The organism is Helcococcus massiliensis (assembly GCF_900258485.1).
Classification (GTDB): Bacteria; Bacillota; Clostridia; order Tissierellales; family Peptoniphilaceae; genus Helcococcus; species Helcococcus massiliensis.
Genome location: NZ_OGVE01000003.1, coordinates 170,298 through 191,529 on the forward strand (window position 1 = coordinate 170,298; position 21,232 = coordinate 191,529).

The 21,232-nt window shown below is 30.1% G+C and carries 19 protein-coding genes; 2 read left to right on the forward strand and 17 right to left on the reverse strand.

All coding sequences use genetic code 11. The annotated features are described in order from the left end of the window. The 3 genes from prfA to C4Q29_RS04160 are packed head-to-tail and all read right to left on the reverse strand — an operon-like array spanning window position 1 to window position 2,837. The gene (gene prfA, locus C4Q29_RS04150; protein WP_103981553.1) at window positions 1–1,077 is read right to left on the reverse strand and encodes a peptide chain release factor 1; all 1,077 of its coding nucleotides are present in this window, start codon (window positions 1,075–1,077) and stop codon (window positions 1–3) included. 49 nt (window positions 1,078–1,126) lie between these two features. Continuing rightward, on the reverse strand, window positions 1,127–1,954 hold the full coding sequence (prmC, locus tag C4Q29_RS04155; RefSeq protein WP_103981554.1) for a peptide chain release factor N(5)-glutamine methyltransferase: 828 nt from the start codon (window positions 1,952–1,954) through the stop codon (window positions 1,127–1,129). Next, on the reverse strand, window positions 1,938–2,837 hold the full coding sequence (locus C4Q29_RS04160) for a DUF1385 domain-containing protein (protein ID WP_200813118.1): 900 nt from the start codon (window positions 2,835–2,837) through the stop codon (window positions 1,938–1,940). The genes prmC and C4Q29_RS04160 overlap by 17 nt, the downstream gene beginning before the upstream one ends. A gap of 105 nt (window positions 2,838–2,942) precedes the next feature. Here C4Q29_RS04160 and C4Q29_RS04165 point away from each other — a divergent pair, with 105 nt between their 5' ends. Next, a complete protein-coding gene (locus C4Q29_RS04165; protein ID WP_103981555.1) occupies window positions 2,943–4,409 on the forward strand; it encodes an FAD/NAD(P)-binding protein in 1,467 nt (488 codons plus the stop codon). A 58-nt stretch (window positions 4,410–4,467) separates the two neighbouring features. Here the strand turns inward: C4Q29_RS04165 and ahpF are convergent, their stop codons facing one another. The 4 genes from ahpF to galE all read right to left on the reverse strand — a co-directional run bounded on the left by ahpF (window position 4,468) and on the right by galE (window position 7,997). Continuing rightward, window positions 4,468–6,006, reverse strand: coding sequence for an alkyl hydroperoxide reductase subunit F (gene ahpF, locus C4Q29_RS04170; RefSeq protein WP_103981556.1), 1,539 nt, complete (start codon window positions 6,004–6,006; stop codon window positions 4,468–4,470). Beyond that, window positions 6,006–6,575 carry an alkyl hydroperoxide reductase subunit C gene (gene ahpC, locus C4Q29_RS04175; protein ID WP_103981557.1) on the reverse strand — a complete coding sequence of 190 codons (570 nt, stop codon included), beginning with the start codon at window positions 6,573–6,575 and terminating at the stop codon, window positions 6,006–6,008. Before ahpC ends, ahpF begins: the two co-directional genes overlap by 1 nt. Window positions 6,576–6,705: 130 nt before the next feature. Further along, complete coding sequence (gene rpmE / locus C4Q29_RS04180; RefSeq protein WP_103981558.1) at window positions 6,706–6,909, reverse strand: 50S ribosomal protein L31; 204 nt, start codon at window positions 6,907–6,909, stop codon at window positions 6,706–6,708. A 77-nt stretch (window positions 6,910–6,986) separates the two neighbouring features. Next, on the reverse strand, window positions 6,987–7,997 hold the full coding sequence (gene galE / locus C4Q29_RS04185; protein WP_442345818.1) for a UDP-glucose 4-epimerase GalE: 1,011 nt from the start codon (window positions 7,995–7,997) through the stop codon (window positions 6,987–6,989). Between the two features lie 100 nt (window positions 7,998–8,097). Between galE and C4Q29_RS04190 the strand changes: the two genes are divergently transcribed. Further along, entirely contained in the window at window positions 8,098–8,916 is an 819-nt protein-coding gene (locus tag C4Q29_RS04190; protein WP_103981560.1) for a hypothetical protein, read from the forward strand. A 40-nt stretch (window positions 8,917–8,956) separates the two neighbouring features. Here the strand turns inward: C4Q29_RS04190 and C4Q29_RS04195 are convergent, their stop codons facing one another. The 10 genes from C4Q29_RS04195 to C4Q29_RS04240 all read right to left on the reverse strand — a co-directional run bounded on the left by C4Q29_RS04195 (window position 8,957) and on the right by C4Q29_RS04240 (window position 21,224). After that, on the reverse strand, window positions 8,957–10,102 hold the full coding sequence (locus tag C4Q29_RS04195) for an alginate O-acetyltransferase AlgX-related protein (protein ID WP_103981561.1): 1,146 nt from the start codon (window positions 10,100–10,102) through the stop codon (window positions 8,957–8,959). Between the two features lie 8 nt (window positions 10,103–10,110). After that, window positions 10,111–11,484 (reverse strand): MBOAT family O-acyltransferase, encoded by a 1,374-nt coding sequence (locus C4Q29_RS04200; protein ID WP_103981562.1) that lies wholly within the window; start codon window positions 11,482–11,484, stop codon window positions 10,111–10,113. A 32-nt stretch (window positions 11,485–11,516) separates the two neighbouring features. Then, window positions 11,517–12,608 (reverse strand): sugar-transfer associated ATP-grasp domain-containing protein, encoded by a 1,092-nt coding sequence (locus C4Q29_RS04205; RefSeq protein ID WP_103981563.1) that lies wholly within the window; start codon window positions 12,606–12,608, stop codon window positions 11,517–11,519. A 65-nt stretch (window positions 12,609–12,673) separates the two neighbouring features. Continuing rightward, the gene (gene murJ / locus C4Q29_RS04210; RefSeq protein ID WP_103981564.1) at window positions 12,674–14,209 is read right to left on the reverse strand and encodes a murein biosynthesis integral membrane protein MurJ; all 1,536 of its coding nucleotides are present in this window, start codon (window positions 14,207–14,209) and stop codon (window positions 12,674–12,676) included. Window positions 14,210–14,211: 2 nt separating this feature from the next. Then, complete coding sequence (locus tag C4Q29_RS04215; RefSeq protein WP_103981565.1) at window positions 14,212–15,339, reverse strand: ATP-grasp domain-containing protein; 1,128 nt, start codon at window positions 15,337–15,339, stop codon at window positions 14,212–14,214. Next, on the reverse strand, window positions 15,329–16,207 hold the full coding sequence (locus C4Q29_RS04220) for an NAD-dependent epimerase/dehydratase family protein (RefSeq protein WP_103981566.1): 879 nt from the start codon (window positions 16,205–16,207) through the stop codon (window positions 15,329–15,331). Before C4Q29_RS04220 ends, C4Q29_RS04215 begins: the two co-directional genes overlap by 11 nt. After that, entirely contained in the window at window positions 16,204–16,833 is a 630-nt protein-coding gene (locus C4Q29_RS04225) for a sugar transferase (RefSeq protein WP_103981567.1), read from the reverse strand. Before C4Q29_RS04225 ends, C4Q29_RS04220 begins: the two co-directional genes overlap by 4 nt. A gap of 8 nt (window positions 16,834–16,841) precedes the next feature. After that, on the reverse strand, window positions 16,842–19,073 hold the full coding sequence (locus tag C4Q29_RS04230) for an O-antigen ligase family protein (protein ID WP_103981568.1): 2,232 nt from the start codon (window positions 19,071–19,073) through the stop codon (window positions 16,842–16,844). Window positions 19,074–19,084: 11 nt separating this feature from the next. Continuing rightward, on the reverse strand, window positions 19,085–20,077 hold the full coding sequence (locus C4Q29_RS04235) for a GNAT family N-acetyltransferase (protein WP_103981569.1): 993 nt from the start codon (window positions 20,075–20,077) through the stop codon (window positions 19,085–19,087). A 1-nt stretch (window position 20,078) separates the two neighbouring features. Continuing rightward, window positions 20,079–21,224 (reverse strand): DegT/DnrJ/EryC1/StrS family aminotransferase, encoded by a 1,146-nt coding sequence (locus C4Q29_RS04240; protein WP_103981570.1) that lies wholly within the window; start codon window positions 21,222–21,224, stop codon window positions 20,079–20,081. Window positions 21,225–21,232 lie beyond the last annotated feature (8 nt).

Sequence of the window (21,232 nt, forward strand, 5' to 3'; positions counted from 1 at the left end):
TTATTTTTCTTGAGATAATTCAAGCTTCTTAGTTTGGTCTTCTAATATCAAAGCATCTATCATCTCTTCAATATCCCCATCTAAAAAGTCTTGTAATTGGTGGATTGTTTTATTTATCCTGTGGTCTGTTACTCTTGATTGAGGGAAGTTATAGGTCCTAATTTTCTCTGACCTGTCCCCTGTACCAACTTGTGATTTTCTATCTTCTGATAAGGCCTTTTGTTGTTCTTCAAGTTCAGCTTCATAAACTCTAGCCCTTAAAATTTTCATAGCCTTGTCTTTATTTTTATGCTGTGATTTTTCATCTTGCACAGCAACAACTATACCTGTAGGTAAGTGGGTAATACGTACAGCAGAGTCAGTTGTGTTAACGTGTTGTCCACCTGCTCCTGAAGCCCTATAGTAGTCTATTCTAATGTCTGTAGATTCATTTATTTGAACGTCAACATCCTCTGCTTCTGGTAAAACTGCAACAGTTGCTGTAGATGTATGGATACGGCCAGAAGTTTCAGTTTGTGGGACCCTTTGTACCCTATGAACACCAGATTCATATTTTAATTTTGAATAAGCACCCTCACCCTTTACCATGAAGATTACTTCTTTTACACCACCTATACCTTGATCAGAAAATTCAATTTCTTCAATTTTGAAGCCTGATTTTGAAGCATACATTTGGTACATTCTATAAAGTTCACCAGCAAAAAGTCCGGCCTCATCACCACCTGCACCTGCTCTAATTTCAACAAATACGTTTTTATGGTCGTTTGGATCTTTTGGTATAAGTAAGAATGTTATTTTTTCTTCTAATTCTTCTAATCTTTTTTCTGACTCATGTATCTCTTCATGAAGAAGGTCTAAAAACTCTTGATCTTCAGTAGCTTCTAGCATTTCTTTATTTTCGCTTATCCTGTCTTCATTCTCTCTATATTCTTCATAGGCTTTAACCAAATCTTTAAGCCCCACATATTCTCTATTTACTTGTTGCCATTTATCCATGTCAGCAAGCAAGTCAGGAGAAGCCAACTGTTTTTCTAAGTCGTAATAATGTTCCTTAGTTGATTCTAATTTTTCAAACATAAAAATCCTTTCAATAATCAATAAATATCATAATAATTATAGCATAAGATTAGCTTGTAATGCTATCTTTTAGCCATTTGCCTGTAACTATCCTATCTTTTTCACCATAGTCTTGTAAAATTTTTACATCATGGTAACCATTTTCTCTAAGCAAGTCGGAAATTACCTTTCCTTGGTCATAGCCTATTTCAAAATATATACTAGCTTGGTCTTTTAAATAGGACTTAGCCTGATCTATTATTTTCTCGTAAATTTCATAACCCTTTATACCACCATACAAGGCAGTTTTTGGTTCATGGTATAAAAGTTCGTCTAGTTTATCATAGTCCTCTTCGCTTATATATGGAGGATTGGAAACTATGATATCAAATCTTCCTTCTATATTTTCAAAAAGGTCAGAATGGATAAAGTCTAAATGGGCCCCAAGTTTTTCTGCATTCACCCTAGCAACTTCTAAGGCTTCTTTTGAAATATCGCAGGCACTTACTTGAAGATTATCCTTGTTTTCCAAGTCCAAACTTACGGCAATAGCACCTGATCCTGTCCCTATATCAAGTAGTTTTTTATCCTTGAGTTCTTCCTTCAATATCTCTTCCACCAGCAATTCAGTCTCTGGTCTTGGTATCAAAACATTCTCATTTACAATAAAGTCATATCCATAAAAATTCCACTTACCAATGGCATATTGAAGAGGTCTACCATCCTTTAGATCTCTTTGTATGTCTAAAAATCTATTCCATACATCATCTGAAAGTTCTAAATTTTGATTCAAAAAAATTTGTGACCTTGTCATATCTAATAGATACTGAAGAATGATTTCCGTATATTGGTAGTCTGCCTCCAGCAAGTCTTTTATAGTCTTAGAGTTCGTCTGCATGGCTATCCTCTGGTATTACAAGTTCCATAGCTGCAATAGCTACTTCTATCATGTCATCACTTGGTTCTTTAACAGTTCCAATATATTGGACAAACATTCCTGGTAGGGCCAATATTTTAGCAAACCTTGAATCTGACTTGCCCATCCACCTATTTAACTCATAGGTGATTCCTACTAAAACTGGGAGGATCAAAATCCTTGTTGCAAATCTTAAGATAGGGTTTGGCCAGCCAAAAAGTGATAAAACTAGGGCTGATATCAAGACCATATTAAACATGAAAGATGTCCCACACCTAGGGTGCAATTTAGAATGTTTTCTAACATTTTCTACAGTCAATTCTTCTCCATGCTCATAGCAGGCAATAGTTTTGTGTTCTGCCCCATGGTATCTAAATACTCTTTTTATGTCCTTTATTTGAGATATGGACATTATATATATCAAAAAGAAAATAACTCTTATAAAGCCTTCTATCAGGTTCAATACAAATATCGAATTAATTTTATCTGCAAATAAATTAGAAATCCATGTTGGTACAAAGAAAAATAGGGCTATGAAAAGTCCTGTAACCAATATGGATAAAATTGAAAAGAAAAAGTCTGCTAATTTACTGGTCTTCTTTTCCTCTTCTGGATAATAAGATAAAGAATAATCTATAGCCTTTGTACCATTTCTAAGAGCATCCCATAAAATCCCCATTCCTCTTAAAAATGGTAGCTTAAAAATAGGATATTTTTCTGCTATAGTTGTTCTTTCTACTATTTTTGCTTCAATTTCTCCATCGGGTTTTCTCACAGCTATTGAACTAACAAAAGGTCCCTTCATAAGTATGCCTTCAAAAAGAGCCTGACCCCCTATGGAAGTTTTTTTAATGTCTCTACTCATCATAAACTCCTTAATTATCAATAATTAATTTTATCACTTTAATAAGCTAATATCAAAGAAAAGACTTGTTATGTTATAATTAGATATAAAGTAAAAGGAGTGATTATGAAAATAGCTATTATCGGTGGTGGAGTGACCGGATCCAATATTTTAAGACATATTTTAGACCATAAAAATTTTAGGTCTGAAGATAAAATTTACATATTTGAAAAAAGAGATATTTTAGGACCCGGTATCCCATATGAAAAAGATACCCCAGTTAAGATGCTGAATGTAGGTCCTAGACTCATGTCAATGGACAGAGAAACTGATGATGATTTGCAAGAATGGCTTGATAAAAATGTTGAAGAGCCTATAAATTTTGAAGGCTTAATCTCCAGAGAAGACTACGGACTTTATTTAAGAGACTATTTTAAGAAATATTATGAATCAGAAAATGTAGAAATCATAAAAGAAGCAGTTACTGATTTAGACCTTGTCGGTGAAAAGTTTAAGCTTAAAACTAAAGAATATTTAGATATAGAATTTGATACAGTTTTTCTAGCCCTAGGCCATCCAGACTACAATGATTTTTATGATTTAAAAGGAATAGATAATTATATCCATAATCCATACTTAATGGAAGAAAAATTATCAGATTTAGACAAGGATGCAAAAATTGGAATCATAGGCGCCGGTGCCTCTTCAGTAGATGTTTTTAGGTATCTTTCTCTAGTACTTAAACCAGAAAAGGCCTTTGAATTTTTTGTGATAAATAGTGAAATAACCAAGTTTCCATCCATTCCTCTTAAAGATAAGAGCAAATTCAAATTTTCTATATCCTATGATTGGATAAGAGAAAGTATAAATACAGATACTGGATTTATAGCACTAGAAGACGCATTAAATAAAGTTGATGGTGATTTGAAAGCTGCGGGAGTTGATATCCTAAAATCTTATGAAAAATATAAGGATATTGATACATATGAAGGCTATCAAAAATTGATTTATGAAAAACCTTATGACTTACAAGTCTTGCATTATTACTTCGGTCTCATTTCTAAGTACCATGCACAAATATTTGGACTCTTATCAAAACTTGACCAAGAAAAATATCTGAATGAATACCATAAGGTATTTGATATATTCTTCACCCTGGTACCTATGAAAACTAGCCAGTGGATTATAGATAGCATAAATGAAGGAAAAGTTATCTTTAACAAGGGATTGAAAGAAATTGAACATAAAGATGGTAAATTTGTAGTTACTGGTGAAGAGGTGAAGGAAGTTGATTACCTGATTAATACTACAGGATTTAACCTAGACCTAATGGAAAATGCTAAAGAGAATATTTTAATTAAAAATCTACTTAATAAAAAGATTATTTCAAGCCAAGATTCCGCTAAAGGAATAAATGTAAAATGGCCAGATTCAAGTATCTTATCTAACAAGTATGGAGAAATTAGAAACCTTATTTCTATAGGCTTCTACCAAAGCGGCTTACACTATATGCCAAATGGCGCCTTGACCATGAGAGAGATAAGCAAGATTGCTATAGATAAGTATATGGAAGAAGTGTATTTAGGATTGTAAATTAAAAACTGACTTCAAGTTATTCAACACAACTTAAAGTCAGTTTATTTTTTTTTATTTATACTCTACCCTGTCTTAGTAAGTAGTTATAAGCACCTAAAGATGCTGTAGCACCAGATCCTGCTGCTATTATGATTTGTTTGTAAACTACATCTGTACAGTCACCAGCGGCGTAAACTCCTTCTACTGAAGTCAAGCCTTGGTTATCAATGATTATTTCTCCACGCTTGTTTAATTCTAAGCTGGATCCTAACCATTCTGTATGTGGAACTAAACCTACTTGGATAAAGCATCCTGCTATATCTATGCTAGTTTCTTCTCCACTTTGCCTATCTTTAAATACTACTTGTTCTACCTTACCATCACCTAATAAAGCTTGGGTATTTGCATTTAAATATACTTTTACATTATCTAATTCTTTCAACCTATCCTGCAATACTTGGTCAGCTGTTAATCTATCATCAAATTGAATCAAGTGAACTTCCTTAGCAATACCTGCTAGGTCTAGGGCAGATTCAACTCCAGAGTTTCCTCCACCTATAACAGCTACAGGTTTATCCTTAAATAAAGGACCATCACAGTGAACACAATAAGCTACACCCTTGTTTTTGAATTCTATTTCTCCAGGTATACCTATTAGTCTCCATCCAGCACCTGTAGCTATAACAATTGTTTTAGCCTTTAGCACATCTCCATTGTCAAGACTTACTTCGATCAAGTCGTCTTTCTTATATATGCCTGTAGCCTTATATCCTTCTAAAACTTCTACTGGATAAGATTCAACATGAGCCTTAGCTTCAGTCATAAATTTAGGACCTTCTGTTTCTTGGATTCCTAAAATATTGTTTATTTCAAGTGTATCATTCACCTGTCCACCAAATTTATCAGCTAAAAGTCCGGTACGTATACCCTTTCTAACTGAATAGATAGCTGCTGACATAGCTGCAGGTCCACCACCTATAACTAGGGTATCATAAACACCTTTGTCTGCTAGGGATTCTCTAGAATCTTCTCCTAAAATCATATCTAGGATTTCTTCTATACTACGTTTACCACCAAATATCTCTTGGCCATTTAGGTAAACTGTTGGAACAGCCATGATTGATTTTTCTTCAACTAGAATTTGGAAGGTTCCACCCTCAATCATAGTATTGGAAATTTTTGGATTTAACACAGCCATTATATTTAAGGCTTGTACGACTTCAGGACAGTTGTGACAGGTCAAGCTCACAAATGTTTCAAAATGTAGGTCTTGGTCAATCTTTTTAATCTTGTCAATTAGTTTTTGGTCAATCTTTGGTTGTCTTCCTCCAACTTGTAAAAGAGCAAGTACGAATGATTCAAACTCGTGTCCCATTGGTACACCAGCAAAAACTACTCCTGAAGGTCCATCTTCCCTATCTAATGAAAATGATGGACTAAGTTCTAAGCTTCCTTCTTCTAAAGTTAGTTTGTCTGATAAAGAAACAACCTCTTCAAGAAATTCTTTCATTTCTTTTGAATTGTCACTATCATCCAAGGAAACTCTCAAAGTTAACTTATTTTCTAATAGCTCTAAGTATTGGGCTAGTTGATTTTTTAAATCACTAGATAACATTATATTTTACCTACTAAGTCTAAACCTGGTGTCAATGCCTTACCTGTTTCTTTCCATTTTGCAGGGCAAGCTTCACCTGGGTTTTTTCTAACGAATTGAGCAGCTTTTACCTTGTCTACTAAAACAGAAGCATCTCTACCAATACCGTCAGCATTGATTTCTGCTGTTTGTACAACTCCATCTGGATCGATTAAGAATGTACCTCTTTGTGATAAACCTAATTCTTCATCTAAAACATCAAATGCTAATGATAATTTTTGACTTGGGTCAGCAAGCATTGTGTACTCAATTGAGCTTATAGCATCTGAATGGTCATGCCATGCCTTGTGAGTAAAGTGTGTATCTGTTGATGCAGAATATACCTCTACTCCTAAATCTTGTAAGGTCTTGTATTGACCTTGTAAATCTTCTAATTCTGTTGGACATACAAATGAGAAGTCTGCTGGATAAAAGCATAAGATTGTCCATTTACCCATGAAATCTTCATTTGTTACCTTAACAAATTCTTCTTTTTTTGGATCATATCCATCTACACTAAATTCTTGTATTTTTTTTCCTATTAATGACATAATTTTTCCCCCTTTAAAATCATTGATACCCATATTTTAAAAAAGATATCTTATTTAAATTATATAGGATAGGCATTTTATATTCAATAAAAAAGAGACCAGATAAAATCTGGTCTCCGGATTTCTATAATTAGTCCATCTTGTATTTTTTCTTGAATTTTTCAACTCTACCACCACGCTCAGCTGTTCTTTGCTTTCCTGTATAGAATGGATGGCAATTTGAACATACTTCTACTTTGATATCTTCCATTGTAGATGTAGTAGTAAAAGATGTACCACATGTTTGGCAAGTAACTTGCGCTTCATATGTCTTTGGATGTAAATCTTGTTTCATCTTTTCACCTCTTTCACTTAATTTCTCATTTAACTACTGAATTATAGCACATATATTTCATCTTTTCAAGGATAACATTAATATCCATCTGGATTTATACTTTGCCAATTCCAAGCATCTACTGCTGCTTGGTCTATGTCAAATTTTGCTTCCCAGCCAAGTTCTTCTTTCGCCTTAGACGCATCACAATATGCTTCGGCTAAGTCACCAGGTCTTCTTTCCTTGATTTCATAAGGAATTTTATTGCCTACAGCTTTTTCATAGGCATCTTTTACTTCTAAAACTGAAGATCCCTTACCTGTACCTAGGTTATAAACATTTATTCCTTCCTCTTCTAATTTAGAAAGTCCAGCTATATGACCCTTGGCTAGGTCCACTATATGAATATAGTCTCTGACCCCTGTACCATCCTTGGTATCATAATCATCTCCAAATATGCCAAGTTTTTCAAGTTTTCCAATAGCAACTTGGGTTATATAAGGAGTTAGGTTGTTTGGTATCCCCTTTGGATCTTCTCCTATAAGGCCTGAAGGATGAGCTCCCACAGGATTGAAATATCTAAATATAACTATATGCCAGCTTGGATCTGATACATATAAGTCTTGTAAAATTTGCTCGATAAACCACTTAGACCATCCATAAGGATTGCTTGGTTTACCCACTTCATAAGACTCTTTTAGAGGAACATTTGTATTGTCTCCATAGACTGTAGCAGATGATGAGAAAATAATCTTCTTAACGCCATTATCTCTCATAACTTCTAAAAGAATTGTTGTCCCACCTATGTTGTTATCATAATATTCTATAGGCTTCCTTACAGATTCACCAACAGCTTTTAGTCCAGCTAGATGAATAACTGATTCAATATTTTCATTTTTAAATACATGGTCTAGGTCTTCCCTATCTCTTAAGTCACCCTTATAAAACTTAGGACTTTTACCTGTAATTTCTTTGATCCTATCAAGTACTTTTTCCGATGAATTAGATAGGTTGTCAAATATTACAACTTCTTTTCCTAGGGTTAAAAGTTCAACTGCTATATGTGAACCTATATAGCCTGCTCCACCTGTTAATAGTATAGACATGATTGTGCTCCTTTTCTCTTATTCTAGCTAATTATAACATATTTTTAAAATTGAAAACAAGGATGCATTGTGATAATATTGTTTTGTTATAAAGGAGTGTTTAATGGAAAACGAAAAATATACCGCCAAGGTAATGTGGACTGGTGGACTTGACTCAACTTTAAGAGTTTTACAATTATCTTATTATGATATCGACATACAGCCATATTATATTTATATAAGAAAAAGAAAGACAAGAGATAAAGAAATAAAAACTGTAAATAAACTTGCAGAAATGATTAAGGATAGACCTAGCACAAAGGCTAATATACTACCACTAATTATCTTAGATGAAGATGATTTTAGACCTATAGACCAAGATATAATTGATGCTTATAAAAGATTAATAAAAACACAGCATATATCTTTTCAAAATATATTATTGTCGCAAGTAACAAGGACTATTCCTGGACTAGAGATTAGTTTTGAAAGAACTAAAGATGCTGATGAAAGTCTCATTGTTGACAGCGTAATCACTCAAAAGGGCTTAAGGGAGCAAGTTGATGAAACGGGCGAAATATATTATTTCATTACTGAAGAAACAGGCATAGACGCCGCCACAGTTTTTGGAAATTATAAGTTTCCAAAAAGGATTATAGAAAAAACTAAAGAAGAAGAAATTGAAGAATTTAAGGAATTAGATGCTATGGATATGGCCAAAAGTACCTGGTTTTGTCAAAACCCTGTAGGAGATGAAGCTTGTGGATACTGCCTAGTATGTAGAAATACAGTTGAAGAACTTGGCACTTGGAGACTGACTGAGGCTGGTAAAAAGAGGCATAAACACTGGAGATATCACCTATTAAAGCACAAAATCAAAAAAGGATTTAGTTTGCTTTCAAAAGGAAGTCTAATTAAATACTTCAAAAACAAATATAAATAGAAAAAAACTAATCTCACATAAAAAATGTGAGATTAGTTTTTTATTTCATTATTTTGTTTAAATCATCATAATAACCACTAATAATTGAAACTATAACTATATCTGGCTTATATTCTTCTACATAATCTGCTATAGTCCTATCTTTAATTTTTCTAAAATCAAGGGATATAAATTTATTAGCATTCATCCAAAAAATACTTTCTAACATATTTGAAGTGGAGTCACCTATAACCATAATATTTGGCAGGTCTTCTCTATCTGTATCAATAAGGGTAAATTCTGAGTCACCTCCCATATAAGAAGCATAATACTGAGTATTTTTAAATATTTCTTTACCAAAATCTTCTTTATCTTGTCTGGTATATGAAATAGGAGTCTTAGCTTGTAGATAAGGCATTTTAAAATCTTCTTTTATATAATTAAAAACTTTTCTAGTATGGGCACCTACAAAGTTGTAATCACCATATAAAAGATCTGACTTATTTATTACATCATCTAGTTTTAATCCATCATTGGATAATTTATCCAATACAAGCTTATAAGCCTCCATTGCTGCATAAAAATTAGGATGGTGGTCGGTTTTAGTATAGAATTGTTCCCTATCTTTTCTAAGATAAGCATCCATATCTATATTTTCTATACCAATTTTGTCTAAACCATTAAAGAATAACTTTTTTGATTCTTGATATTTTTCCTCATTATTAAAGGCGAAATAAGGATATTGGTCAGTAAATATATGCGATTGATCTGGAAATCCCACAACTATAAGCTTAACATCTGATTTTTTAAAATTATTATTAATCTTTTCCCAGTTTTCTAAATCTTCATTAAGTTGTTCTTCATCTACCTGACCTTTATCTTCTCTAAATCTAAAGAGTTTTGTCTTATCCTGGCTAAAAATCACATCCGATACCTTATATTTATTTAATACATTAATATCTAAATAATTTTGTGCAGATAAAATCTTACTTCTTAAAATTAAATTATCATTGATAGATTCTTCTAAATTTGTAATGAATTCACCATTTAGTAAATTTTCTTTATCAGGTTTAATAAGTTTGGTTTTATACCTATTTTCATTTTCTAAAAAAGATGCCTCACCGGTCATCTTATAGATAGTTAAGGCTGAAATAAGGATCAAGAAAAATACAAATCCATATACTTTTAAGTAATTAATTCTCTTCATTTCCCCTCCTAAAACCTAAAATAGATAAATGGGTTGTATGAATTTTGAGCTAAAGACATTACTACTAATCCAAATAAAATCGCTAATATTAATATGTGTAAAAATTCTGTAGCTGTATTATTTTTAACTCTTTTGAAAACTGGAAATATAAAGATTAAACCTAAAACTATATTAAACTTATATTGGTAGAAATAATAAATTAATTGATTATCTATTCCTCCATTAAAAGAAAACATAACTTTAATATAGTTAAATATTTGATCCAAGCTTTCAGACCTAAATATTACCCATCCAATTATTATCAATATTAGAGCATAAATATGTCCTAAAATTTTAGTCCTATTTAGATAGTCTAATAAAAATATTTTTTCAAATATAAGTATTACTGCAAAATAAAGGCCCCACATGATAAAATTCCATGCGGCTCCATGCCAAAATCCTGTTAGAAGCCAGACTATGAATATATTTAAAATTTGTCTTCCATATCCTTTTCTATTCCCCCCCAAAGGTATGTAAACATAATCTCTAAACCAAGTAGATAAGGATATGTGCCATCTTCTCCAAAATTCTGTAATAGATTTTGAAATATATGGATAATTGAAGTTTTCTAAAAAGTCAAAACCAAAAAATTTACCCAAGCCTATAGCCATATCAGAATATCCTGAAAAGTCATAATATATTTGTAGGGTATAAGCTATAGCTCCAAACCAAAGTAAAGATGAGTTAGTAGAGCCAGCAGATTTTGCAAATATTTCGTCGGCCATTAGGGCAAATACATTTGCTAAAAGAACTTTTTTAGCAAGCCCTTGGATAAATCTATTTATTCCATATGAAAACTTTTCAATACTATGGTCTCTGCTTACAATTTGATTAGCAACATCCTCATATCTTACTATAGGGCCTGCAATTAATTGGGGGAACATGATTACATATAGAAATACAAACATTGGATTTTTTTGAATCAATTTTGGATTTCTATAACAATCAATTACATAACTTAAAGCCTGGAAGGTATAAAAAGAAATACCTATTGGCATGATTGTTTTCTTATAGTTTATAGATGCATTAAATAATACATTTATATTATCTATAAAGAAATTCATATATTTAAAATAAAGTAAATTAGCTATATTTAAAAATATAGCTAAAACTAAAAATATTTTTTTATATTTATTATCCATCAGTAAACCTAATAAATAATTTATCCCTAATGAAATTAGTAATAAAACTATTAATTTAGGTTCTCCATAAAAATAGAAAATCAAACTAAAAATTAGTAAAATATAATTTCTTATATTAGTTTTTTTCTCTCCTACTGAATAATATGCTATTAAAACAGCCGGTAAAAATATAAATAAAAATACTAAACTACTAAATACCATTTTTTCTCCATGGCAAATTTATAATTTGCTAATTAAGATTTTTTATTCCTATAATTAAAAAATTCAGTTAAGAATTCATCTGTGATATCCCCAAATATAGGGCCGTCTTCTGACTGGTTTTCTCCAGCTAGTCCATTTAATTCAATAAAAACCGGTTCTAGATTTTTATCAATAGCAATGTCCCAGCCTACCCATCTTAAATGTGGTACTCTTGGGTGTATTTTTTTTACAGTCTCAATAACCTTGTCAAATCCTAAGATTTTAGGTTCACCAATTTCTTTCCCCTGAGAATCTTGATTGAAAAATCTGTCACCTTTCATCATGTAGCCCTTTAACTTATTAGTCTTTATGTCAATAGGTCTACAATCACCACCTTGAGAATAATTATCTACTTCTGAACCTTTACTACCTACTCTGACTATTGCTGATAAGATTTCAACCCTATCCTTCATCAATAAAGATAAAACCCTTATTGTATTTACACTAGATTCGTTAAAACTATTTAGCTGCGGACTTTGGTCAATAATTTCTTGTATGATAAACTCTTCATTCTTCATACGTTCTTTTATTTCTTTAATTACTGACAAATAATCCTTATCTAAGTATAACTTCTTTATACCATGACCTTTTTCACCATCAATAGGTTTAATAATCAACTGCTTATAATTTTTAAGAATGGACTCTAAATCAGAAAAGCTAATAAGTTTATTATTAGCATCTAATAATAAACCATTTATATGCTTAACTACTTCCTTTGCTTTATTTATATCACCCATAATACAATTAAAATAACACTTATTTTCTATAGCATCTTGTAATAAAAAATTATTTAAATAAGGCATAATTTCATTTTGAAATAGATCCATGGGTATAATTTTGGGATCAAACTTTTGTAGTCTGTTCCCATAATATTGATACCAGTATTTTTGAGGTCTATAGGTATTGTTAGATACTTTGTCCCAATAAGGTAAAACCTTATCTTTAAACTCTTCTTCTGATCCTTGGTAACAATTACCTTTTTTTATTTCATTTTTTACAAATTTTTTATATTTATAGGCATTAGCCATGCATCTAACCTTAGTTATATAGTTAATCGATGATAATCGTAGATTCCTTAAATTCATAACACTTCTCCTTAAAAGTTATTAACAAATTATATAATATAATAATTATATGAAATTTATATGAATTAAGTTTTATTCTTTATTATCATTTTGAATAGAGACTTTATTTTATCTCTTTGAACAATATAGACCAATACAAAAAATATAAAAGCTGATATTAACATTACAAAAATAAAGTTAAATAATTTAGCTAATAAACTAATATTATAAAAATCTATAAATTTATTAAATATGAATTTAGATATTAAGAGAACTATAGCTGAGACTGTAAAAATCTGCAAATGTGACCCTATTTTTTTCATATACTCAGGAAGTTTTATCTTAACTTTTTTATTAATTAAAATAGATAACCTGAAAAAGGTAACCCAGTTGGTAATAGTTGTTGCTAAAGCTAAGCCCTTGTAATGGTAGTTTTTAACAAAAATTATATTTAATATAAGATTCATTATTAAAGTAATTAAACCATCAATCATGCTGGTCTTTGTATCATTAGTCGAATAAAAAATTTTACTATATACTAACTTTCCAGCCATTGGTAATAAACCTATAGAATACAGCTTAAGTGCATTTGAAGTTCTATTTATTGAATCCATATCAAAAGCTCCTCTTCCATAAAATATAGTTACTATTTCATGACTATAGAAAACTAGCACAAAGGAGATAGGTATTACTACTAAACACATTAGCTCGAAAGTTTTTTCATAGGTATCTATAAATTTTTCATATTGTTTTTTGTTGTAAGAAGCAGCTAATAAAGGAAGTAATATTAATCCTATAGGACTGATCAATCCATCTAAAAATATGGCATTCAACCTATAGGCATAATCTAACACTGTTATACTTCCATAATCTAAAAATGAAGCTACTGATTTATCTACTATAGAATTTAGATCATTTATTATAACTCCTACCAATATTGGTACTAGCAAAACAGCCACTGATCTTAAATATTTTGCTTTTTTATCTAAGAACCAATAATACTTGTAACCCGTCTTTCTTAAAAAAGGCAGCTGAATTATCATCTGCATAGATATCCCGATGACTTGTGATATCATTAACCCAGTAATACCAAATTTTGTAGAAAAGAAAAACAAATAAATGATTACTGGTATATTTTGAGCAAAAGGTAAAAGTCCAAAGTCTACAAATACCCCCTCATGATTTAAGTATCCTCTAAAAATTCCTTGTGCAGAGTAAAACATAAGGGCTGGAATCCCCATCCTAAACATAGTATTAGTTAACTCAAATTGTTCACCTTCAAAACCAGATGATAAAATACTAATAAATACAGGACTTAGAAAGTACATACTTACTATTAATAAGAATGATACTAATAATGTAATATTTAATATGTTATTTACAATTTCAATTCTTTTATTCTTGTCATCTTCCTTAGATATCGTCATGACTACTATGTTGTTCATAGATGATGTAAGTAGTGAAGATAATATAAGCACACCAGTTAAAGCTATGATGAAAGCATCAGTTTCCTTACTACTACCGAATTGCTTGGCTAATAGGATTGACCTATAAAGGCCAATACCTTTCCCTAAGAATCCTAATAAGGTAACTAGAACAAAAGATTTCATTGTCTTTTTCATATCTATTCCTTGCTTGGGATATCTTCTCTTATCATATAATATCCAATTTTTTCCATATAACCTGTAACTGATTTCACTTCATCGCCATCTTTATAATACCAATGTAGGGCCAAGTAATCCGATGGTAATTCATATTTACTCCTATCTACTATTATATGTGGTTTGTCAGATATGAATTTAGTTATAAATACTCCATCTTTTATGATATTTTCTTTTATTTCAGGTTTATTACCTAGTAAAAAGTCTAAGGACATTTGTACAAAATTTATATCTGTAGCATAGTTAATCAATTTCCACATATGACATCCATCATACCTAGGTGTAAATTCAATTAAATTCACTTTATCTCCATCGATTTTCATTTGGAAATAAATGTGACCATTTTCAAATCCCATTTTTTTGTTAACTGCTAAAACTAATTTTCTGATTTTTTCATCAAGTTCATCACTTACAATATGAGGTTTTATGATATGTTCCTTGATTATACCTCCAGGGTATTCTGTATAAGAAATTCTATCTGAAATTATGTAATTAACTAATTCATTATCTACCATAAATGAATTTACAGAAATTTCATATCCACCAGCATATTCTTCTATTATTAAAGTGCCTGATTTAGAAAACTTAATACTTTTATCAAATACTTTCTTTACATCATCAAAATTTTCAACCCTATATACACCCCTTTGACCTGATCCGTCAACAGGTTTTAAAAATGCTGGGTAAATATCCCATGTCTCAAGGTCTTCCAATTTCTTAGCAGATTGGGATTTCAAATTTCCTTCTATATCACCTAATTCTCTTCTCCATTTATATTTATCATTAAACTTTTCTAATGACTGGCTGGAAAAGAAGTTTGGTAAGTTTAGCTCTTCTGAAATTTCAGTTATAATTGGTAAAGCAGTTTCAAGGCCCATAGTGAAAATAAAATCAATATTATTATTGATCACATAGCTTTTTACCTTATCTTTATCTCTGATATCAATTTTTTCAAAATGATCAGTATGTTGTTTTATATCATCAACTAAGTTTCCACCTATTACATAAACTTCTAAATCTTTTTTCTTGGCTTCTATGGCTAAATCTACTTGTGATTGTCCACCACCTAGTATCAGTATTTTACGCTTCATAGCTTCTCCATATCTTTTCAATACTAGTATCCAAATTTATTTTTGGACACCATCCTAATTCTTCCTTTATTTTTTCTATATTTACCTTGTTAGTGCTGTCATCAATATTTGTTGCTTTTTCTATAGTTATTTTACTCTTAGATTTGTAATCTATAACTTTTCTAATTGAATTTATAATATCCTCGATAGTATATTCATCTTCAGCGCCTATATTATACACTTGATTAGCCTTTAAATCATCTGCTTTTATTATTTCTGCAAAGGCTTCACCTGCATCATCTACATGTAAAAATGAAAATCTTTTACCACTATCTGTTAAGTCCATATTTTCATCATTTAAATACTTGTAAATAAATTTATTTATAAATCTTTGGTCGAAATTTTCACCTATTATGCTTGCAATTCTTAAGTTCAAATAATCTATATTATATTTTTTTGCAAAATCTTCAAAGTATTTTTCCATGTAGATTTTTGCTACACCATATAAGCTAAAAGGTTTTAATAAATCAGTTTCCTGAGCTTCTTTTATCCTATCTTTATCATATACCGATTGGCTAGATATATTTATAATAGTTTTTACGCCGCACTCGTATGATTTGTCCAATAAAGCATAGGTAAAATCATATGAATCTAAAATTAAATCTATATCTGATTTTCTAGGGAAGGCTAGATTCAATAGATAATCAGCTTTGATATCTTGATTCTTTAAAAACTCATCAAAAGTTAATATTTTTATTTTACTTTCAAATTCTATTAACTTGTCTTTGTTTCTGACTATAGCAATGATATTAAAGTCTTTATTATAAAGTCTAATAAAGTTTTGTCCTATATATCCACTTGCTCCAGAAATAATTACTGTTTTTTTCATCTAACTTTCTCAAAATTCCTTTCAGCATCAAAATCTTTTAAGTTTTTAGGTCTAGTAGTTACACTTGTATCTGCTCCAGATACTATTTTTCTTATAGTTTTAAATAAAATCTTTAAATCTAATAGAAAACTAAGATTATCAACATAGTATACATCATATCTAAACCTATCTTCCCAGTTTAAATTAGACCTACCATTAACTTGAGCAAGACCCGTGATACCAGGTCTTACATCATGTCTTCTTAGTTCCTCATCAGTATAATAGTGGTAATATCTAAGCACAAGAGGTCTTGGTCCGATAAAACTCATCTCGCCCTTGATTATATTAAGCAATTGAGGAAGCTCATCTATACTTAATTTTCTTATGATTTTACCCGCTTTGGTTATCCTGTCCTTATCTTTTCTTCTATTTCCCTCACTATCAAAGGGTACCAGGTCCATAGTTCTTAATTTATATATTTTAAATTTTTTATTTTTGTAGCCTATCCTCTCTTGGGTAAATACTACAGGGCCTGGGGAATCTATTTTTATAAATATAGCTCCTATTATAATAAATGGTAGGCCTAAAACTAATAGCACTACGGACATAATAAAATCTAATAGTCTTTTAAAAAATATTTTATACATAGTTATCCTTAATACTGTCTAAATAAATTTATAAATGCAGAATTTTCTAAATAGTTCTTAAGTGTTTTTTCTTCATTTGATTTAATTTTAGTATTCTCATCTACATCCTTAAAGCTAATAAAATCAAAGTTAGATTTTTCTAAATCATTAACAACCTTATAAAATCTGTTTATTAAATCTTCATTATCTAGATTAAATTCTAAAAGAATCAAAGATTTGTTTTCTAAAGATTTATTTATTAATTCATCAGTATTATTTAATACTTCCTTATTTATCTTAATTAAATCTTCTTTACTAATACTTGATTTTTTATTTTTGTCGATTTCTTTTTCTTTATTTAATTCATTATCTTCTTGATTTATCAGCTCTCTATTATCATAAATTTTTGTAAATTTAAGATCATATAGGTCTTGTTTATTGATTGATTTATAGAAATTTACACCATCTTCTTCTAATATAAATTTTCTATATTCCATTAAGCTGTAAGTTATATGTGCATCATATGCAGAGAAAGGTGCTATAAAGGCAGGAATAGGATTTTTTATTGAATATTTTTCCCTAAATAAATCCTGCTTATTTATATCCTGAACTATTCCCTCATATCTTGTTCTTCTGTAGCTAGTAGAAGATTTAGGATTATCATTAACTTCTATGTCCTTGTTATCTATATAAATATTATTATCTATCTTATTTGCATCAACAAAAACATTGGAAACTATCCCTTTTTCTTCTAAATATCTATATGCTTTTATTTTTGCTTCTTCATTTTCACCATTTAACATAATTAAAACTGTTGCTTTATCTAACTTATAAGTTTTGGTATCTTGATTTTTATAGCTGGTTGAAAAATAATATAAGCTAGTTCCAACAAATAAAAATCCTGAAAGTATTAAAGCTACTATTTTGTTTTTACTTATTTTTTTATAATCAAAGGTATAGATTATAATTAATCCTAATAAGGACCAAAAATATGATAAAAACCAGAAAGAATCTGATATAAGCAACTTTGTACTCATAGTTAAGAATATTATTAAATTCAATGAATCTTTTAATTCTATTTTAATTAGCAGCTTTATAAGCAGGTATAATAGATATGCAAATCCAATAAATCCAACAAGACCGAAACTTGCCAAAGCTTCGATAATAATATTATGACTATATCCCCATTCATAATATTTACCTACATAGTTTCTATCACCAAAAATTCCTTGTCCTAAAATTGGACTATCTTTGAATGCTTCAAGCCCTAATTGCCATATGGTAAACCTACCATTTGATTCAAGAAATTGACCGTCTTTAATCAAATCTTTATTTCTTGAACCTTCTTCACCTAAAATTTCTGAAAGATCCTTTTCTTTTTCTTCCTCAGGTAATTCGTTCCTATGTTTTTCATACTCTAATTTATAATTTTCATTACTAATCTTTGTTATATAAGTTGGTATACCACTAAATAAAACTCCTATTGATAAGGAGAAACTGATTAAGAAAGTTAGCAAAAGTTTCTTGTAATCTTTTCTTTCTAACTTATTAAATAAAAATATTGATATTATAAAGAAATATGCTATAAATAAAACTATAACTCCTCTTGATCCCATCATCATGGTCAGAGACATTAATAAGGTTGATATTACAAGATACAACTTTTTCTTTTCATATATAAATAATGAGAAGAATATAACTGCAACAAATGCAAGTTCAAATCCTAAGTCCATATTATAAAGCCTTACCAAGGCTTGCTCTGATGGAATTGATCCGATAAAGTAATTAATCCAACTTCCCACATAAATGAATAGGAATATTTGTATTAAGTAATAGACTAAATTTATGTAAGCTACTATTTTTAAGTTTCTAAGAATCTTATCCTTATTTGATATAAGTAATATTATCAAGAATCCTGATATTGATGTCCTAACATCAAATACATTTATAAAAAATCCAAAGGCCCTATCATTAAACCAAAAAGCTAATTCTGGTTTTAATATATGGCTTATATTGACCATAGTTAACATCAATAAAAAGAAAATAAAGAATAGAATATAACCATGATTTTTCTTTTTAATATTGTATGCAATTGCTCCTACATATAATACGCAATAGAAAGCTAAGGCAACTAATTGCCCCTTTCCTCCTAATGCTAAAGTGAAAAGTTTACTCACTAATCTATTAGCAAAAAATAGCACGAAGACCAGGTCGATTATATTAAATTTTCTAGTTTCTTCTCTTAAATGTAATTCTCTCATAAATTTTCTCTTTATCCCCTATATTGAGGGAAAAATTCTTCCTTTTCTGTATTTGTTTTCTCTACTAAATAGTCATATACTTCTTCATTATATATTTTTTTACCAATATAAAAATCAAAAAATCCTTCTTTGGTAAATTTAGATTTAAATTTTAATAAACTGTCATTTTCATCATTTGTAGTGCCACCACCATAATGAATATATTTTATATCATTTTCTTCACCCCACTTTAGGGTTAGATATTTTAGTATATAAGCTGGTGATAGGTGTAAATAATTGTGGTCTGTTCCAGATAAGTGTGCATGTAACATATCCTTATACCTGAAGTATAGGCCACTTGCAATGCACTTTTCATCCATATAAATATTTATATTTATTAGATGGTTTTTCATGTTTTTTATTAAAAACTCAAAGTATTCCCTATCAAAATAGTAATAATCTGTTGCGTCATTCCTATCCATGGTGTCATAGTAAATTTCCATGAATTTATCTAAATCTGATGGGTTTTCTATAATCTCATACTTAATATCTTCTTTAAGAATTTTCCTAATCAGTTTTCTAGTACTTTTACTAAATTCTTGAGTAAAAGCATCTTCCTTATCTTTTAAGACAGTCGATACTGTCTTTCTCATATAAACATTGTCATATAATTTAGAAAAATCCTTTTGATTATCTAATAAGGGATGGTACCTAACAAATTCTGAAACTATATTATTGTCTTCACAATATTTAGTGAAGCTATCCATATAAGATTTTAATAATTGGTCCTTATCCTTTTCTAAACTTAGGATTATAGGTCCACCATAACCATAGGGTGTCTGTATATCATAGTAATCTTTATCTAAATCTATACCTTCTAAGTCTATTTTTCTTTTCAAAAATACATTTAATACTTTTCCATTTTCGTCTTCATATAAAAAAGAATCTGATTTGCCTTCTAATAGGTATTCTGTAGATTTAGCGTATTCATCAGTATAATATATATCTGGTAACAATTCATTCATATTATCCTACAAACTCCTTAATAGCTTTTATAACAAGCTTTTGTTCATCTTCTGTCATCTTTATATCACTTGGAAGGCATAGGCCTCTTGCAAAAATATCTTCTGTTACGCTTGATTCCTCTGCAATTACATAGTCGTATTCTTGGAATACTGGTTGCAAGTGCATAGGCTTCCATATTCTTCTTGCTTCAATATTGCATGCATCTAAAAATCGTCTTAATTCTTCTGGATCTAAACCATTCTTGTAGGCTTCTTCATTTATAATCATTGCAGATAACCAGAATGAAGGAACTGAATCTTCTAAGTATGGATTCATACTGATTGGTAATCCATCAAAGTCTTTTTCATATGTTTTATAAATCTTAGTTTTCAAGTCTTTATGTTCTTCTAAATGCAATAATTGTCCCCTACCAATACCTGCTAATACATTGGATAGTCTATAGTTATATCCTATTTCTGTATGTTGGTACCATGGTGCTGGGTCTTTAGCTTGGGTAGCCCAAAACTTAGCCTTATCTGTTGCTTTTTTATCACTTGATAAGACCATTCCACCACTTGATGTTGTAATCAATTTATTTCCATTAAATGAAATTCCAGCATATTTACCAAAGGTACCAGTTTGTTTTCCTTTGTAAGTTGCAGATAGAGATTCTGCAGCATCTTCAATTAATTGAACATTATATTCTTCACACAATTCAAGTATTTCATCAAGTTTTGAAGGGATACCATATAAGTGTACAACCACTACAGCCTTCACCCTATCCTTATATTTATCTAATGCTATGCGTAGTGCTTCAGGGTCCATATTCCATGTTTCCCTATCTGAATCAATAAATACCGGTATAGCATTTTGATAAATGATTGGATTTACTGTTGCTGAGAAGGTAAGGTCTTGAACTAAAACAATGTCATCCTTTCCTATATCAGCTAATTTATAAGCTAAGTGCAAGGCTGCTGTACCTGATGAAACAGCTGATGTGCCTTCTATATCCAAATATTCTGCCATTTCTTTTTCAAAAGCATCTACATTAGGACCTACTGGTGCTATCCAGTTTGTATCAAATGCTTCTTCCACAAATTTTCTTTCTTCACCATGCATTGTAGGTATTGAAAGTGGTATTCTCTTTTCTAATCTTTGAAATTTCATTATTATAA

What these genes read in the sequence shown, in the direction of transcription:
- C4Q29_RS04235 (WP_103981569.1), bottom strand. Translation starts at nt 20,077, where the DNA reads ATGAATGAATTGTTACCAGATATATATTATACTGATGAATACGCTAAA.
- C4Q29_RS04200 (WP_103981562.1), bottom strand. Translation starts at nt 11,484, where the DNA reads ATGGTATTTAGTAGTTTAGTATTTTTATTTATATTTTTACCGGCTGTT.
- ahpC (WP_103981557.1), bottom strand. Translation starts at nt 6,575, where the DNA reads ATGTCATTAATAGGAAAAAAAATACAAGAATTTAGTGTAGATGGATAT.
- C4Q29_RS04225 (WP_103981567.1), bottom strand. Translation starts at nt 16,833, where the DNA reads ATGTATAAAATATTTTTTAAAAGACTATTAGATTTTATTATGTCCGTA.
- C4Q29_RS04195 (WP_103981561.1), bottom strand. Translation starts at nt 10,102, where the DNA reads ATGAAGAGAATTAATTACTTAAAAGTATATGGATTTGTATTTTTCTTG.
- C4Q29_RS04205 (WP_103981563.1), bottom strand. Translation starts at nt 12,608, where the DNA reads ATGAATTTAAGGAATCTACGATTATCATCGATTAACTATATAACTAAG.
- rpmE (WP_103981558.1), bottom strand. Translation starts at nt 6,909, where the DNA reads ATGAAACAAGATTTACATCCAAAGACATATGAAGCGCAAGTTACTTGC.
- prfA (WP_103981553.1), bottom strand. Translation starts at nt 1,077, where the DNA reads ATGTTTGAAAAATTAGAATCAACTAAGGAACATTATTACGACTTAGAA.
- ahpF (WP_103981556.1), bottom strand. Translation starts at nt 6,006, where the DNA reads ATGTTATCTAGTGATTTAAAAAATCAACTAGCCCAATACTTAGAGCTA.
- prmC (WP_103981554.1), bottom strand. Translation starts at nt 1,954, where the DNA reads ATGCAGACGAACTCTAAGACTATAAAAGACTTGCTGGAGGCAGACTAC.
- C4Q29_RS04230 (WP_103981568.1), bottom strand. Translation starts at nt 19,073, where the DNA reads ATGAGAGAATTACATTTAAGAGAAGAAACTAGAAAATTTAATATAATC.
- C4Q29_RS04160 (WP_200813118.1), bottom strand. Translation starts at nt 2,837, where the DNA reads ATGAGTAGAGACATTAAAAAAACTTCCATAGGGGGTCAGGCTCTTTTT.
- C4Q29_RS04190 (WP_103981560.1), top strand. Translation starts at nt 8,098, where the DNA reads ATGGAAAACGAAAAATATACCGCCAAGGTAATGTGGACTGGTGGACTT.
- murJ (WP_103981564.1), bottom strand. Translation starts at nt 14,209, where the DNA reads ATGAAAAAGACAATGAAATCTTTTGTTCTAGTTACCTTATTAGGATTC.
- C4Q29_RS04215 (WP_103981565.1), bottom strand. Translation starts at nt 15,339, where the DNA reads ATGAAGCGTAAAATACTGATACTAGGTGGTGGACAATCACAAGTAGAT.
- C4Q29_RS04240 (WP_103981570.1), bottom strand. Translation starts at nt 21,224, where the DNA reads ATGAAATTTCAAAGATTAGAAAAGAGAATACCACTTTCAATACCTACA.
- C4Q29_RS04220 (WP_103981566.1), bottom strand. Translation starts at nt 16,207, where the DNA reads ATGAAAAAAACAGTAATTATTTCTGGAGCAAGTGGATATATAGGACAA.
- C4Q29_RS04165 (WP_103981555.1), top strand. Translation starts at nt 2,943, where the DNA reads ATGAAAATAGCTATTATCGGTGGTGGAGTGACCGGATCCAATATTTTA.